Origin of the sequence: Kitasatospora sp. NPDC059462 (assembly GCF_042749955.1) — a bacterium.
In the GTDB taxonomy this organism is placed as follows: Bacteria; Actinomycetota; Actinomycetes; order Streptomycetales; family Streptomycetaceae; genus Kitasatospora.
Genome location: NZ_JBHYUU010000044.1, coordinates 26,072 through 40,638, shown reverse-complemented (window position 1 = coordinate 40,638; position 14,567 = coordinate 26,072). Strand labels below are relative to the sequence as shown.

At 75.5% G+C, this 14,567-nt stretch carries 13 protein-coding genes and 1 pseudogene; 9 read left to right on the top strand and 5 right to left on the bottom strand.

The features are described 5' to 3' along the window. Window positions 1–206: 206 nt before the first annotated feature. Both ACFXAM_RS14415 and ACFXAM_RS14410 read left to right on the top strand, forming a co-directional pair. Complete coding sequence (locus ACFXAM_RS14415) at window positions 207–563, top strand: ArsR/SmtB family transcription factor (RefSeq protein WP_380290935.1); 357 nt, start codon at window positions 207–209, stop codon at window positions 561–563. A gap of 30 nt (window positions 564–593) precedes the next feature. Then, entirely contained in the window at window positions 594–755 is a 162-nt protein-coding gene (locus tag ACFXAM_RS14410) for a DUF6126 family protein (protein WP_380290933.1), read from the top strand. Window positions 756–878: 123 nt separating this feature from the next. On the opposite strand, the gene ACFXAM_RS14405 is transcribed toward ACFXAM_RS14410, so the two are convergent. Continuing rightward, window positions 879–3,797: a cytochrome P450 gene (locus ACFXAM_RS14405; RefSeq protein WP_380290931.1), complete on the bottom strand. Its 2,919-nt coding sequence runs from the start codon at window positions 3,795–3,797 to the stop codon at window positions 879–881. 461 nt (window positions 3,798–4,258) lie between these two features. On the opposite strand from ACFXAM_RS14405, the gene ACFXAM_RS14400 reads away from it, so the two are divergent. From ACFXAM_RS14400 to galE, 3 genes are all read left to right on the top strand, one after another. Beyond that, complete coding sequence (locus tag ACFXAM_RS14400) at window positions 4,259–5,029, top strand: sigma 54 modulation/S30EA ribosomal C-terminal domain-containing protein (protein ID WP_380290929.1); 771 nt, start codon at window positions 4,259–4,261, stop codon at window positions 5,027–5,029. An 87-nt stretch (window positions 5,030–5,116) separates the two neighbouring features. Continuing rightward, window positions 5,117–5,620 carry a hypothetical protein gene (locus ACFXAM_RS14395; protein WP_380290927.1) on the top strand — a complete coding sequence of 168 codons (504 nt, stop codon included), beginning with the start codon at window positions 5,117–5,119 and terminating at the stop codon, window positions 5,618–5,620. Between the two features lie 702 nt (window positions 5,621–6,322). Beyond that, window positions 6,323–7,345 carry a UDP-glucose 4-epimerase GalE gene (gene galE, locus ACFXAM_RS14390; protein WP_380290925.1) on the top strand — a complete coding sequence of 341 codons (1,023 nt, stop codon included), beginning with the start codon at window positions 6,323–6,325 and terminating at the stop codon, window positions 7,343–7,345. 63 nt (window positions 7,346–7,408) lie between these two features. On the opposite strand, the gene ACFXAM_RS14385 is transcribed toward galE, so the two are convergent. Next, complete coding sequence (locus ACFXAM_RS14385) at window positions 7,409–7,603, bottom strand: antitoxin (RefSeq protein WP_380290923.1); 195 nt, start codon at window positions 7,601–7,603, stop codon at window positions 7,409–7,411. 176 nt (window positions 7,604–7,779) lie between these two features. Here ACFXAM_RS14385 and ACFXAM_RS14380 point away from each other — a divergent pair, with 176 nt between their 5' ends. Then, entirely contained in the window at window positions 7,780–8,517 is a 738-nt protein-coding gene (locus ACFXAM_RS14380; RefSeq protein WP_380290921.1) for a DUF6542 domain-containing protein, read from the top strand. Next, window positions 8,510–10,078, top strand: coding sequence for an LCP family protein (locus tag ACFXAM_RS14375; protein ID WP_380290919.1), 1,569 nt, complete (start codon window positions 8,510–8,512; stop codon window positions 10,076–10,078). Before ACFXAM_RS14380 ends, ACFXAM_RS14375 begins: the two co-directional genes overlap by 8 nt. A gap of 321 nt (window positions 10,079–10,399) precedes the next feature. On the opposite strand, the gene ACFXAM_RS14370 is transcribed toward ACFXAM_RS14375, so the two are convergent. Then, window positions 10,400–11,698, bottom strand: a complete 1,299-nt coding sequence (locus ACFXAM_RS14370) for an MFS transporter (protein WP_380290917.1) — start codon at window positions 11,696–11,698, stop codon at window positions 10,400–10,402. 229 nt (window positions 11,699–11,927) lie between these two features. Between ACFXAM_RS14370 and ACFXAM_RS14365 the strand changes: the two genes are divergently transcribed. Next, window positions 11,928–12,371 carry a winged helix-turn-helix transcriptional regulator gene (locus ACFXAM_RS14365; RefSeq protein ID WP_380290915.1) on the top strand — a complete coding sequence of 148 codons (444 nt, stop codon included), beginning with the start codon at window positions 11,928–11,930 and terminating at the stop codon, window positions 12,369–12,371. A 58-nt stretch (window positions 12,372–12,429) separates the two neighbouring features. Here ACFXAM_RS14365 and ACFXAM_RS14360 read toward each other — a convergent pair whose 3' ends face one another. Further along, window positions 12,430–12,936 (bottom strand): hypothetical protein, encoded by a 507-nt coding sequence (locus tag ACFXAM_RS14360; RefSeq protein WP_380290914.1) that lies wholly within the window; start codon window positions 12,934–12,936, stop codon window positions 12,430–12,432. 49 nt (window positions 12,937–12,985) lie between these two features. On the opposite strand from ACFXAM_RS14360, the gene ACFXAM_RS14355 reads away from it, so the two are divergent. Continuing rightward, window positions 12,986–13,300 carry a hypothetical protein gene (locus ACFXAM_RS14355; RefSeq protein ID WP_380290957.1) on the top strand — a complete coding sequence of 105 codons (315 nt, stop codon included), beginning with the start codon at window positions 12,986–12,988 and terminating at the stop codon, window positions 13,298–13,300. Window positions 13,301–13,575: 275 nt separating this feature from the next. On the opposite strand, the pseudogene ACFXAM_RS14350 reads toward ACFXAM_RS14355, so the two are convergent. Continuing rightward, window positions 13,576–14,541 (bottom strand): annotated as a pseudogene (locus tag ACFXAM_RS14350) (DUF6777 domain-containing protein); the annotation flags it as partial. Between the last annotated feature and the right edge of the window lie 26 nt (window positions 14,542–14,567).

The following is a 14,567-nucleotide window of genomic DNA, read 5'->3' as shown; positions in this document are numbered from 1 at the left end:
GGTTGCGGGGGTCGTGTGGGGCCGCGGGGGGGGGGGGGGCCGGGGGTGCGAGTCACCCCGGGCCCGTCCGTGCGTCCCGGGCGGCAGCGGTCCGCGCGGCCGTCCCACCCGTGACGACTTGAAGAAATCTTCATCTGCAAGGGATGATGCTTCCCGCCGAACGGGCCGACCCGGAGCCCACCCAGCGACACGGGGAGAGACGGACGATGCCGGTCCCGCTGTACCAGGCGAAGGCGGAGTTCTTCCGCACGCTCGGGCACCCGGTGCGCATCCGCGTCCTGGAGCTGCTCCAGGACGGGCCGCGACCGGTGCGCGAGCTGCTCGCCTCGATCGAGATCGAGCCCTCGAACCTCTCCCAGCAGCTCGCGGTGCTGCGCCGGACCCAGCTGGTCACGGCCACCCGCGAGGGCAACACCGTCGTCTACGCCCTGAGCACGCCGGACGTCGCCGAGCTGCTGCGGGCCGCGCGGCGGATCCTGACCGAGCTGATCGCCGACCAGGGCGCGCTGCTCACCGAGCTGCGGGCACCGGACGCCGGTGCCGCGCCCGCGGGCGACCGATGACCGGCCCGTCGACCGAAGGAGTGCCCGGCCATGAGTGAGACCACCGGCGGACGCGGCCGGGAGGCCGAGGCCACGCGGGAGGAGAAGGCGCGGCGCAAGGCCATGATGATCCGGGCGGGCATCTACATCTTCGCCACGCACCTGTTCGCGGGGTTCGTGCTGCTGCTGTTCGCCCTCGGCGGCCGGAAGTGACCGTCGCCGCGCCGCGCCGACCGTCGCCGGCCGGGGGAGCCGGCCCGCCGTGACCGCGCGGCGAACGGTCCCGGCCGCCCGGCCGGGACCGTTGCGCCGCGGCCGGCCGGCCGCCGGCCCGGGTCAGCTCGGGCCGTCCTCCGTGCTGTAGCGCAGGCTGGTGCTGGTCCAGGCGTGGACGCCCTCCACCAGCTCCCGGGTGCCGTCGAGGTACCAGCGGCCCGCCGGGTGCCGCAGCTGCAGACTGTGCCGCAGCCTCTCGCTCTCCGCCGTCAGCCGGGCGATCCGGGCCACGACCGCCCGGGCCGCCCGGCTGCGGGTGCAGCCGCGGATCCGTTGCAGGGTGAGCACGGTGTTGAAGGCCGCGACGTTCTGGCGTTCCTCGCGGTCCGCCGAGTAGAGGTCGTTGATCAGCGTCGCCGCGTCGGCCGTGTTCGCGCGCAGGCGGTGCAGGGCCGGGTCGGCGTGCAGTTCGGCCGGGGCCTCGCCGCCGTGGACATGCTCCAGTATGTCCATGAACGGGTAGAGGCAGCTGGCGTGGCGCCGCAGCCGCACGGTCTCGGCGAGGTCGGGCTGGGTGCGGGCGGCCCGGTGGGCCGTCTCGGCGAGGAAGGTCTCCAGACAGGAGTGCCATTCGGCGGCGGCGCGCCGCCGCCAGCCCGGTGGCATGGGGGCGGTCTGGCGCTGCCACAGCTCGCGCCAGGCGTCGAGCAGCTGCGGCTGGGGCGTGCCCGCGGGGACGGGCCGCCCGGCCAGCACGGCGAGCAGCGGCTCGACGATGGCGCGGGCCTCGGCGGGATCGCGGCCCGGCGGCCCGTCGAAGCGGTCGTCGAGGATGGTGAACCAGCCGAGGGTGTCGATCAGCAGGTCCAGCTCGGTGCCGCGGGCCCGGGGGTACGAGTGGCCGATCAGCTCGGGCAGCGCGTAGGTGTGGTAGCGGGCGAGGTCCTCCGGGGCCAGCAGACCGTGGGCCAGGGCCCATTCGCCGTGCCGGGCGGTGGCGGCCCGCAACTCGCTCGGGGCGCGCGGTTCGCCCTGCGGGCGCAGCGAGTCGGGCGCGCGCCGGGCGGCCGGCGCGGGCCGCGCCTCCGGATGGACCGGCGGTGTGGGCCGGGGCAGGGCGGTGACCGGCCGGAGGGTGGTGACGGGCCGCGGGGCGGTGACCGGTCCGAGGGTGGTGACCGGGACGATCGTGCTGAGCGGCCCCAGGTGGGTGGCCGGGCGCGTGGTGCGGGCGGCGCCGCTGCGGGGCGCGCTGCGGGCGGCCGTGCGCGGGGCGGTCCGCAGGGCGGTCGGGCGCGGGCCCTCGGTGGCGGCGGACCGGCGGGTGGCCGGCGAGGCCTGCGCGGGGAGCACGACCGAACCCGAGAAGCGGGAGCCGGACGCGCCGGACGCGCCGGACGAACCGGGGACACCGGCGGAGGCGCCGCCGCCCGGCGGGCACCCCTCGCCCGGCCGCGGCCCGCGCGGCCCGCGGGGACCGCGCCCGGCCGCGTCCGACTGGCGCGGGCGGACGACCGGCAGGCACTGGGCGGGTGTGTCGTCGTGGCCCGCCGACGGCGTGCGGCGCGGACCGGCGGCGTGCGGGGCACGCCCCCCGCGCGGCGTGAGCCGCACCCGCAGGCCCTGCGCCTGGACGGTCGTCCACACCACCTCGCGGGCCCGGACGCCGGGGACGGCGGTCGGACGCCAGCGGCGCAGGATGGCGGCGGCCGCCACGGTCAGCTCGGCCCAGGCGAAGGCCTCGCCGATGCACTTGTGTTTGCCCGCGCCGAACGGCAGGAACGCCTGCCGCGCGACGCCCCCGCCGCCGGCCGGCCCCTGCGCCCCGTCGGCCCCGTACCAGCGGCCGGGGTGGAAGCGCAGCGGCTCGGCGTGGAGCGCGGGGTCGCGGTGGATCGCGGTGAGGCTGTAGAGCAGCTCGGTGCCGGCCGGGACGAGGTAGGGGCCCAGCTCCACCGGGACGTTCGCGGTGCGCATCAGGAAGGCGTTCGGCGCGTGCAGCCGGACCACCTCCTGGGTGACCGCGCGGGTGTAGCCGAGGCGGGCGAGCGCCTCCGGGGTGGGCACGGTACCGGCCGGGAGGTGCTCGTCCAGCTCGGCCAGGACGCGCGCCTCGACCCGGGGGTGGCGGATCAGCTCGTCGATCAGCCAGGTGAGCGTGGTGGAGACGGTCTCGGTGCCGGCCCCGAACATGGTGATCGCCTCGGAGCGGACGTCCGCCTCGGTGAGCGGGCGTCCGGTGGCGGGGTCGACGGCGGCGCGCAGCAGCGCGGGCAGGGTCGCGCCGCGCCGGGCGGCGGCGCCGGTCACCGGGCACCCGCCGTCCGGGACGGTGCCGCCGACCGCCTGGTCGACGACCTCGTTGAGCACCTTGACCGCCGCGTCGAAGCGCCGGTTGACCGGCAGCGGGAGCCGGGCGAAGGCCCGGTGCGGGTAGAGCGACTGGACGATCTGGCCCTTCACCATGTCGGGCAGGGCCCGGTGGAAGGCGAGCGTGGCCTCCTCGCTCAGCCGGGCGTCGAACAGGGCGCGGGTGACGATCTCCAGGGCGAGGTGGTTCATCTCCTTGGCCACGTCGAGGACCTGGCCGGGGCGCCAGCGCCCGGCCCGTTCCTCGGTGACCCGGTGCATGACGGCGAGGTACTCGGCCATCCGGTCCGGCCCGAAGGCCGGCTGGATGATCCGGCGGCGGTCGCGGTGGGCGCGCCCCTCGGACATCAGCAGGCCGTCCCCGAAGGCGGTCTTGAGGGTGTCCTGGACGGCGCCGCGCGGGCAGTCGTGGGCGAGCGACACCAGCAGGGTGTGGACCAGCCCGGCGTCCGTGACCACGCAGACCGTGCGCGGCCCGAGCCGGATCCGGACCACCGAGCCGTGCCGGGCGAGCGAGCCGAGGAAACCGAGCGGGTCGCGCAGCAGGGCGGGGGCGTGCCCGAGGCCGGGCACGGCGCCGGGGGCCAGCGGGGGGACGGCCGGGCGGCGCTCCGCGGAGGCGGTTCTGGGCGGGGCGGACGGTCTGTGGGTCTCGTTCGTCAGGATCATGACATTACCTCTCACCAGATGGACCGGGGGGACGGACCGGTGGGACGGTCCGGTGTCACCGGCCGGGTGTCGGACCGGTCGGCCGACCCGGCGCCGCGCTACCACGGGAGCCGCCGCCACGCCGGCCGGGATCCGGGGGCCTGTTGAAGCAGACCCCCGCGCGCGCCATGGACAGAGGGCGCACGCCATGGGAAACGCGCCGGTCCCGTGAGCGTTGCGCCGTACCCGGATGGATCACTCCATCGGTGGAGTGTCCTCAAGGTCCGGGCGGCGTGTCCCGATGAAGGCGCGCCGTCGCGAGCGGTTCGCGCACCGGGCCGGGCCACCCCGCGGAGCACCCGGTGCGGGGCCCGGTGCGAGGCCCGGCCGGGGCCGTCCTGCCTGGCCGGCAGGGCCTTTCGGCCCTCGGCGCGGCGGTGCGCGCGGGTCCAGCATGGTGCAGGACCAAGGAGGACCCTCTGATGACCCGTCTGCGCCACCGGCCCGCCCTCGACCTCCGGGTGGAGATCCGGGGCGAACTGCCCCGCGAGGACGCGGAGTACGCGCGGACCCGGGCGCTGGCGCTGATCGCGGACCTCGGGCCGGACGTGCACGCCGCCCGGCTGCGGCTGACCCGCCCGCGCGACCGCTCGGTCACCCGGCCCTCCGTCGCCCAGGCCTCGGTGGACCTCGCGGGTGTCGGCCGGGTCCGGGTGGAACTGGCCACCGTGGCGGTGCGCGAGGCGGTCGACCTGGCGCTCGGCACGCTCGCCGGGCGGCTGCGCGAACTGGGCGACATAGGGCTCGCCTCGGCGTTCGAGAGCTCCTACCGGCCGCAGTACGCGCCGCGCCCGCCGGCCGAACGCCGGATCGTCCGGCGCAAGTCCGTGCGACCGGCCCTGCGCACGCCCGAGCAGGCGATCCGCGAGATGCTGGCGCTGGACTACCGCTTCCACCTCTTCACCGACGCGCTGACCGGCCAGGACGGCCTGGTCCACCGCAGGCCCGGCAACGGCGGGTTCCGGCTGGTCCGGGCGCACTCCGCGGTCCGGCTCGGCGGCACGGCGCTGCCGCTCACCGAGAGCCCGCACCCGGCGCCCCGGTTGGAGACGGCCGAGGCCGCCCGCCAACTCCGGCTCACCTGCTGGCCGTTCGTCTTCCACACCGATCCCGGCGACGGCCGGGGCCGGGTGCTCTACCGCCGTTACGACGGTCACTATGGCTTGATCGCGCCGATAGCGGGAGCCCGCTGAGGGGCAGGTAATCACCGGCACGGGCTGACCGGTACACGACCGACAACGGACGAGCACACCTCCACGCTCTGGACGGGAACTGGGACCATGGACTGCGAAGAAGTCATGCTGACCGTCAGGATCACGGCCGGCGAGCGGGCCCTGCTGCGCGAACTCGCGCGCGGCCACGGCACCGACGTGTCGGACGTGGTCGTGGACGGTCTGCTGGACGCCATCCCCGGCCTGCACGTCCTGCCCGTGCTGCCCGTGGGCGCGGTGCTGCCCGTCGGCCGGGTGCTCCCGCTGGAGGCCGGGCCGGCCGGCGCCCCCGGGCAGCCGGGGCTCTCGCACCTGCTGCGCGTCCTGGCCCGGCCCGCCCCGTGCGCGGTCACCCTCTGGCTGCCGGCGCCGGTCGCCGACCTGCTGCCGCTGGTCGGCGAGCGGATCGCCGCCGTCAGCGGGCTGCGGGTCGGCCCGGCGAGCGCGGCGCTGGCCGCCGCCCTGCGGTTCTGGCTGGCCGGCGACCCGGGGCGGCTCGCCGCGGGCCTGGCCGGTCTGCACCGGCACGGCGCTCCGCGGCTCACCGCCCAGCGGCTCGACGTCGCGGCCTGAGCGCACGGCCCCCGGGCGCGGTGCGGCCGATCGCTCCCGGGGCGGCCGGGGCCACCGGTGCGCGGCGGGCGGCGGTGCCGCCACCGACCGTCCGGATCCGGCCGTCCCGCCGGCCGGTCGATGCGCGCCGGGCCCGGGGGGCGCGCCGGCGCCCGAGGGCGCGTGGGGAGGTGTGCCGGGGGCGGCCGGGTACGTGTGACGCTTCGTCGGTCCGCCGCCCGGTGCGGGCCGGACGGACACCCGCCCGATGGTCGACGGACCGTCGGGCCGGGCGGGACCGAAGCGGTTCCTGGGGGTCAAGTGGCATGTCCTGGACGGGAAATTAGCTGGTCAGAGCTCTGGTCACGACCTGCGCGCAGGTCTAGCATTCCGGTCACGGCAACCGGTGTCCGGACCTCCGGACGACCGGTGCGGTGGCCGCCACCACCCCCTGCCGGGGAGCGTACACCCCCCGAGTACGCTCCCCGGCGCCGCTCTGTGCGCGGTGCCCGCCTTCCCGCGCCCGTTCCCGGCGCTGCCGCGGATTGTCCGCCCCGCGCTCGGTAGCCGCATCGCCCGTCGCGCACCCCCGCCACCGTCGGCGCGCGCCCCCATCACGGCGCGCGCGCCCGCTGCGCGCCACCGGGAACCATCGGGTGCGAACCGGCGTCCCCCACCTCCGACGGGTGCCACGGGGTGCCCGCACGAGGAAGGGAGCGTCCGGTGGTGCGAAAGGTCCTGATCACCGGCGGAGCGGGCTACATCGGGAGTACCGTGGCATCGGCCCTGCTGGACGCGGGCATCACCCCGGTCGTGCTGGACGACCTCTCCGGCGGGCGGGCCGAGTTCGTCGAGGGCCGGGTGTTCTACCGGGGCGACATCGCGGATCCGGCGCTGGTCGACCGGATCTTCGCCGAGCACCCCGACATTGACGCGACCCTGCACTGCGCCGCGCGGATCGTCGTCCCCGAGTCGGTCTCCCGGCCGCTGTTCTACTACCGCGAGAACGTCGGCAAGACCGTCGACCTGCTGGAGTCGCTCCAGCGCAACGGCTGCACCCGGGTGGTCTTCAGCAGCTCCGCCTCGATCTACCGGCCCACCCCGACCGGCCGCGTCGACGAGTCCTGCCCGGTCGAGGCGAGCAGCCCGTACGCGCGCACCAAGCAGATGATGGAGCAGGTGCTCCAGGACTGGACGCGGGGCGACGGCGCGGAGCGGACGCGGGTCATCGCGCTGCGGTACTTCAATCCGATCGGCGCCGACCCGCAGCTGCGCACCGGGCTGCAGAACCTCCACCCGACCCACGCCCTGGGCAAGTTGATCGAGGCGCACACCAACGGCACACCGTTCACCATCACCGGGGTGGGCTGGGAGACCCGGGACGGCTCGGGCATCCGCGACTACATCCACGTGCAGGACGTCGCCGAGGCCCATGTCGCCGCGCTGGTCCGGTTCGACGAGGTGGTCGTCCCCGGGGCCGGGGAGCGCTACCGGGTCGTCAACATCGGTACCGGCAACGGCACCACCGTCCGCGAGCTGGTCACGGCGTTCGAGGAGGCGGTCGGCGTGACGCTGGACGTCCGGGAGGCCGAGCCCCGGCCCGGTGACGTCCTCGGCTGCTACAGCGACGTGACGGCCGCGCGCGAACTGCTGGGCTGGACGCCGCGCCGCACCATCGCCCAGGGGGTCGAGGACGCGCTCGCCTGGCGGTCGCGGTGGGCGGCCCGCCTGGCCGCCACCGTCTGACCTGTCCCGGGAACGCCGCCGGCGCCCCGTCCCCGGTTGGACGCGGGCGCCGGCGGAGCCGGACTACTTGGACTCGTCGAGGCCGTTGATGAAGCCCTTGGCCTTGTCGGCGGCGGTGTCGATCTTGTCGCTGTACTTGCCGTCCGTCTTGTCGTCGATGACGTCGGCGACCTTGTCCAGGCCCTGGGTGATCGCGCCGCTGTGCTCGCGGGCGAGGTCGGTGGCCTTGTCGGCGAGGTTCTTGAGGTTGTCGAACATGGTGGTCCTTCTGTTCGTACGGCGCGGTTCGCAGTCATCCTAGCCGCCGCTGACCTGGCGTTTCCCTGGGGCGGGGGCTCGGTGGGATGACTTTGCGGGGGTGGGTTTGTATGCTCCTGGCTTGTTCTACAGCATTGTAGAAGTTGGCCGGCGGGTACCCGGAAGGGGTGTGGGGCATGGCGGGGCAGCGAGCGAGAACCCCGGAACGGGAGGCGGCCGCGCGCCCCGGCCCGGTTCCCGGCCCTGCGCCGGTCCCCGCGCCGCGGCGGGCCGCACCGGGTCGCCGGGCGGCCGGTCGCCGGGCGTCGGAGCACCGTACGGTCCGGCGTCGCACGGCCGGGCGCCGCGCCGGGGCCGGGCGGCCGGGCGGGGCGGCGGTGGTCCTGGCGGCCTCGGTCGGGCTGCCGGTGGCCGGCGCGGTGGCCGGCGAACTGGCCGGGAGCGGCGGCGAACCGCTGTTCGCGGCCGGTGCCGTCCTGGGCACCGGTGCCGCCGCGGCGCTCTGCGGCCGCGCCGGGCGCTGGTGGGTCGTCATCGCCGCCCCGCCCGTCGTGCTCGCCGCCCGGGCCGGCGCCGCGTTCCTCGCCGACCGCGACGGCCTGCGGGGCAAGGCGCTCGCCTCGGCGGCGGTGCGCTGGGTGGTCGACGCGTTCCCGGTGATGGCGGCGGCAGCGGTGGTCGCGCTGCTGGTCGTGGTCGTGCGGGTGGTCCTCGACCGGCGCGCCCGACGACGGCCGGACCGGCCCGCGAACGGCCGGCGCCGTGCTCCCGGTGCCGCGACCGCCGGGCCGCCCGGCCCCGGGCGGACCGCCCCCGAGACGTCGGTCCCCGAGACGTCGGTCCCCGCGGCGTCGGTCCCCGGGGCCCCGGGCCCCGGGACCCCGATCCCCGACCGCAGGAGTCACCGTGGCTGAGCCCCGCACCAGGCCGTTGACCGTCGCCGGCCGCGCCCTCGCCGGCACCGTCTCGGTGGCCGTGCTCGGCGCCAGCGGCTTCACCTGGTACGAGTACCGCCAGCTGGACGGCGGCATGGTCAAGTCGGCCGCGCTCGCCGAGGCCCGGAAGAACGCGCCCCCGCACCTCGACAAGTCCGTCAACCTGCTGCTCATCGGCCTCGACAGCCGCAAGGACATGGACGGCAACGACCTCCCCAAGGAGTTCGTGGAGGAGGAACTGCACGCCGGCTCCAGCGAGATCGGCGGCTACAACACCAACGCGCTGATCGTCCTGCACATACCGGCCAACGGCGGCAAGGTGACGGCGCTGTCCGTCCCGCGCGACGACTACGTGCAGACCGTCGGCGCCGACGGGAAGATGCACAAGATCAAGGAGGCGTACGGGATCGCCAAGGAGGCCGCCGAGGCGAGGCTGGGCGGCAAGGGGCTGTCGAAGTCCGAACTGGAGCGGCAGAGCCGCGAGGCGGGCCGGGCCGCGACCCTCCAGACCGTGCAGGCGTTCCTGGACATCCCGATCGACCACTTCGCGGAGGTGAACCTGATCGGCTTCTACGACATCGCCAAGGCCGTCGAGCCGATCCAGGTCTGCCTCAACAACCCGGTCGACGACCCGATCGTGGCCCGCACCGCCACCCACGAGGGCGGCGGCACCGGGCTCAAGCTCCCGGCGGGCGTCAGCTCGCTGGACGCCCGGCAGGCGCTGTCGTTCGTCCGCCAGCGCCACCACCTGAAGAACGGCGACCTGGACCGGACGCACCGCCAGCAGGCCTTCATCTCCTCGGTCGTGTACAAGCTGAAGCAGCAGGGCGTGGTCAACGACCTGGGGCAGCTCCAGCGGCTGTTCGACGTGGTGAAGAAGGACGTGGTCATCGACGACCGCTGGAACGTCCTGGACTTCGCCCAGCAGGCGCCCAATCTGACCGGCGGCAACGTCGAGTTCAACACGCTGCCGATCACCGGGTTCAAGACGATCGGCGGCCAGGAGGTCAACACGGTCGACCCGGACCAGATCAAGCGCATCGTCAAGCAGCTGTTCGGGCACGAGCCCCCGCCGCCGTCCGCGACCGACACGTCCGCGACCGACGCGTCCGCGCCGGCCGGGACGCCCTCCGCCACGCCGGCGGCCGCCTCGACCGGGCCGCGGGCCGTCGTGGACGTCCACGGCGCGAGCGCGGAGGCGGCGGCCGCCGAGTCGAAGGCGCTCGCCGGACTCGGCTACCCGGCCGGTAAGGCGACCGGGACGGCGGCCGCCGCGCGGGCGAGGGCGACGACGGTCGCCTACGGCACGGGCGCGAAGGCCGACGCGGAGCAGCTCGCCGCCCGCTACGGCGTCACGGCCACCGCCTCCACCACGGCCCCGCCCGGCCACGTCCTCCTCACCCTCGCCCCGCTCCGCACAGCCACCCCGTCCGCCCCGTCGTCGGCCGCCACCACGACCGCGCCGGCCGACGAGCCGCCCCCCGAGCTGCCCATGCAGGGCCCGGCGGTCAAGGCAGGCGGCATCCCCTGCGTGGACTAGCCAGGATCTGTCCGGACGACCAAGGCTTCAGATCTTCTGCAAGGCATGGTTGGCGGGTCATACTCGACCGGTGAAGCATGGTGGATTCTCCGAGTCGGCCCTCCGATGTGCTGTCTGGGGCGGGGCCCTGCTCACTTCCCCGTTGCTGCTCGTGGCCGGAGGTCCGGCCTACGGGCGGTTCATGCGCTACCTGTGCAGGGACAACGGGCCAGGCCTCTTCGACAAGAGGCGAGGCTGGGTGCATCCGGGGTACTGGGTGGTGATGAACCCCTTGGTTCTCGCCTTGACGTGGCCGACCCGGCGAGGCGGTCTACTCCCCGCTTAGTGGACCAGGGGCGGGCGGTCACCGGCCGTCGCCCCGCTCGCCGTCGCCCCGCTCGCCGCCGGTCCGCTCCCGGCGGCGCCGCGTTCGGTGGCCCACCAGAAGGCGAGCGCGAGCAGGCTGACGCCGCTGCCGAGCCGGCAGACCGCCGTCCAGCCGCCGTGCTCGTACACCACGGTGGAGACGATCGCGCCCAGACCGCTGCCGATCGAGTAGAGCAGCATGTACCCGGCGGTCAGCCGGCTCCGGGCCTCGGGGCGGACCTGGTACAGCAGGTGCTGGTTGACCACGTGCACCGACTGCAGGCCGTAGTCGATCACCACCATGGCGAGCACCAGCCACCAGACCGAGTGCGGCAGCAGCCCGGCGAGCGGCCAGGAGACGAGCATCGCGGTGAGCCCGACCGCCAGGGTGCGCCGCGCCCGCCCCCGGTCGGCCTGCCGTCCGGCGTGCCCGGCGCCGAGCGCACCGGCGGCCCCGGCCAGGCCGAAGAGGCCGATCGCGGTGTGGCTGAGGTTGAACGGCGGGGCGGCGAGCGGCAGCACCATCGGGGTGAGCAGCACGGTGACGGCGGTGAAGATCAGCAGCGCGAGCCCGGCGCGGGCCCGGAGCACGGGCTCCTCGGCGAACAGCGTGAACACCGAGCCGACCAGCCTCGGGTAGCGGATCCGTTCGGTCCGGCGGTGCTTCTCGGCCGGGACGACCAGGGCGAGGACGACGGCCGTCGCGCCGGTGGCGACGGCGGAGACGACGTAGACGGCGCGCCACCCGGCGAGGTCCCCGATGGTGCCGGCGACGGTGCGGGCGAGCAGGATGCCGACCACGATGCCACTGGTGACGGTGCCGACGACGCGCCCCTGGTCGGCGGGGTCGGCGAGGGAGGCGGCGTGCGCGACCATCACCTGGGCCACCACGGCGAGCACCCCGACCGCCGCCATGGCGAGCAGCATCAGCGTCGCCGAGGGGGCGACGGCCACGGCGGCGAGCGCCGCGACCGACAGGCCGAGCTGGGCGGTGATCAGCGTCCGGCGGTCGAGGTGGTCGCCGAGCGGGACGAGCAGCACCAGGCCGACGGCGTAGCCGACCTGGGTGAGGGTGCCGACCAGGCCGACCGTGGCGCGGCCGATGCCGAGGTCGTCGGCGATGAGGTCCAGCAGGGGCTGGGCGTAGTAGACGTTGGCGACGGCCAGGCCGCTCGCGACGGAGAACAGCCAGGCGACGGCGGGGGAGAGCCGGCGGGCGGTGGCGGCGGGGCCGGCGCCGCCGGTGCGGGCGGGCGGGACCACGGGGGTGGACACGGCGGGATGCTCCTTCTCGTTCGCGCCGGGAGGCCGGCGGCTTCCCGGCGCCTGCGCGACGAACCGGGATCGCGGCTCCAAGGTGGTTTCAAAGTGCTACCGCGATACCCTCGCACGTCGAGGTTTCATAAAGCAACCACGAGGGCCGCCGGGAACCCGGACGGTAGGGTTGCAAGGTGAAACCCGCTCCCGCCGGAGCGCGGGACCGCAGGTGAGAGGAGAGGGGCGCGTGCCGAAACGCACCTCGCACGAGGAGTCGGCCTGTCCGGTCGCCCGGCCGCTGGACGTCCTCGGCGACGGCTGGACGCTGCTGATCGTCCGTGACGCCTTCGACGGGCTGCGCCGCTTCGGGCAGTTCCAGAAGAACCTCGGCCTGGCGAAGAACATCCTCTCCGCCCGCCTCGCCACCCTGGTGGCCCACGGCGTCTTCGAACTGGCCCCGGCCGCCGACGGCAGCCCCTACCAGGAGTACGTGCTCACCGAGAAGGGGCGGGCGCTGTTCCCCGTCGTCACCGCGATGCGCCAGTGGGGCGAGCGGTACTTCTTCACGGACGACGAGCCGCGCGCCCGCCTGGTCGACCGCGCCGCCGGAGCGCCGGTCGCCCCGGTGGAGGTCCGGGCGGCCGACGGCCGGGTGATCGGGCCGGACGACACCGAGGTGCTGCTGCCCTGACCGCACGGCGCCCCGCCCACCGGTGCGGTGGACGGGGCGCTCGGGAGGTGCGGTGGTGTCAGCAGTTGCGGATGGACCAGACGGGCGTCCAGTCCTGGGTGTGGTTGGCGCCCCCGTCGGGCGTGAAGGACTTCAGCACGCCGCCGTTGGCGTCGTAGAAGTACGACCGCACGCCGCCGGTCTGGTTGTCGGCGTAGAACCCCTGGCCGTTCCAGCCGTTGAGGCTGTACCGGGCGCAGTCGTAGAGGTAGAAGATCTTGTAGTCGCCGGCGGTCGGGTCCCAGACCAGGGCACAGAGGTAGCCGGGGTCGCAGTTGTAGTCGCTGTTGGCGGGGATGTGCCCGAAGGGCGCCGCCGGCGAGACGGTCGGCGACCCGGCGGCGATCGCGGCCGCCTCGGTCCGGGCCTGGAGCGGCGGCGCCGGCGGCGCGACCAGGACGCGCCCGGCCGGGGCGGCGGCCGTGGTCGCGGCCCCGGCCGGAGCGGAGCCGGCGAACGCCGTCAGCACGGCGGTGAGGGCGCCGGCCACACCGAGGGCCGAACGCTTGAGGTGGGAACGGAGCACGGGTCCTCCCGCTGGTCGATCGGCTCAGCCGGGGGCTCCGGGAGCCTGGGTGGGTGTTTCGACGGAGGTGTTCGTCGCGGGGGTGGCGCTGTTCGTACCGGCCGCGGTGGTCGTGCCGGGGGCCGACTTCGCGGTCGTCGTGGTGGCGGCCGGGGTGCTCGTCACGGTCACCGTCGGCTTCGCCGTGGTGGTCTGGGCAGGGGCCGTCTGGGCGGGCGTGGTCTGGACGGGCGTCGTCGGGGCGGGCGTGGTCGGTCCGCTGGGGGTGCTCGTCGAGGGCGGCGGCGTGGTGGTGCCCGGCGTGGTCGTGCCCGGGGTGGCGGGCGTCGTCGATTCGGTGTACGGGCTCGTCGACCCAGTGTAAGGGCTGGTCGACTCCGTGTACGGACTTGTCGACATCGTGCTCGGGCTGCCCGGGTACCACGAGGTCGAGGTACTGGTCCAGGCGGACGGCGAGGACCACGAGGCCGACCACGGCATCGAGGCCGTCGAGGCCGGCTTCCAGATCGAGGGCGGCGGGACGCCGGGCGCCAGCGGGCCGTGCGGCGCCTGGGTCGGCCGGTCGACGACCGCGGCCTTCCCCGTCTCCCGGGTGAACCAGCCGCCGTCGGTGACGTTCACCAGGACGATCGCGCTCACCGGCTTCGGCGCGGGCGTCAGCACGACCAGCGTGCTCGGCTGGAAACCCGTCCAGGCCTTGCCGGTGTACTTGGCCTCGGCGACCAGCGTCGGCGGCTTCAGCGGGTTGCCGCAGCCGCACCGCACCCGCGGCACGCCCTGCGCGTCCACCAGCACCGCGGTCCCGGCCTGCAGCACGGCCTGGTAGGCGACGGCGGTGCCGCCCTTTTAGCCGTGGCTGGTCACCCGGGTGTCCACCCGCAGGTACGCCGAGGTCAGCGAGCGCAGATAGGCGGGCAGGTCGGACTGCCCGATGCTCTCCGCCGACGCCCAGGCCCGGCCGGTGTCACCGGTCGAGGTCATCGAGACCAGCCGTTCCACGTCGCAGCTGGGCTTGCTCATGGTGCCCCCGTACACGCCCGCCGACGTGCCCTCGATCGTGCGGAGGGCGGCGGTCGCGGTGGCGGTGGGCGTGGTTCCGCCCGTTCGGGTGGCGGTGGCGCCGGGCCCGGTGTGGGCCGGCGTCTGGGCCGGGGCCGTCGTCGGCGCCGGGGTGGCGGCCGTGGCCTGCATCGCCTGGGTCTCCACCGAGGGGGTGAACGGTGCCGGTCCCGGATCCTGCGGACTCTGCAGCGCGACCTCGTTGGCGGTGGGCACGGTCTCCTCGTGCCCGCCGCCGCCACCGGTGTTGTTGACGATCAGTACCGTCGCCCCCGCCGCCAGCAGGGCCAGCAGCGCCAGCAGCGCGGCCTTCCGGCGGTCGCGCCACCACGGCTTCGGCGGCCTCCCGTCGGGCCCTCCGGCGCCCGGCGGCCCGCCCGGACCGGACCTCCCGCGGCCACCGCCGGAGGGCGGGCCGAACGGCGGCCCGGGCGGACCGGGCGGACCGGGGCGGCCCGGGCCCGACGGCGGACCCGAGAGCGGCCCGGACGGCGGCCCGGAGGGCGGGCCGAGCGGGGGCCCGGAGGGAGGCGGTTGGGAACTCATCGAGGGCTCCGATTCGCAGACGGCCG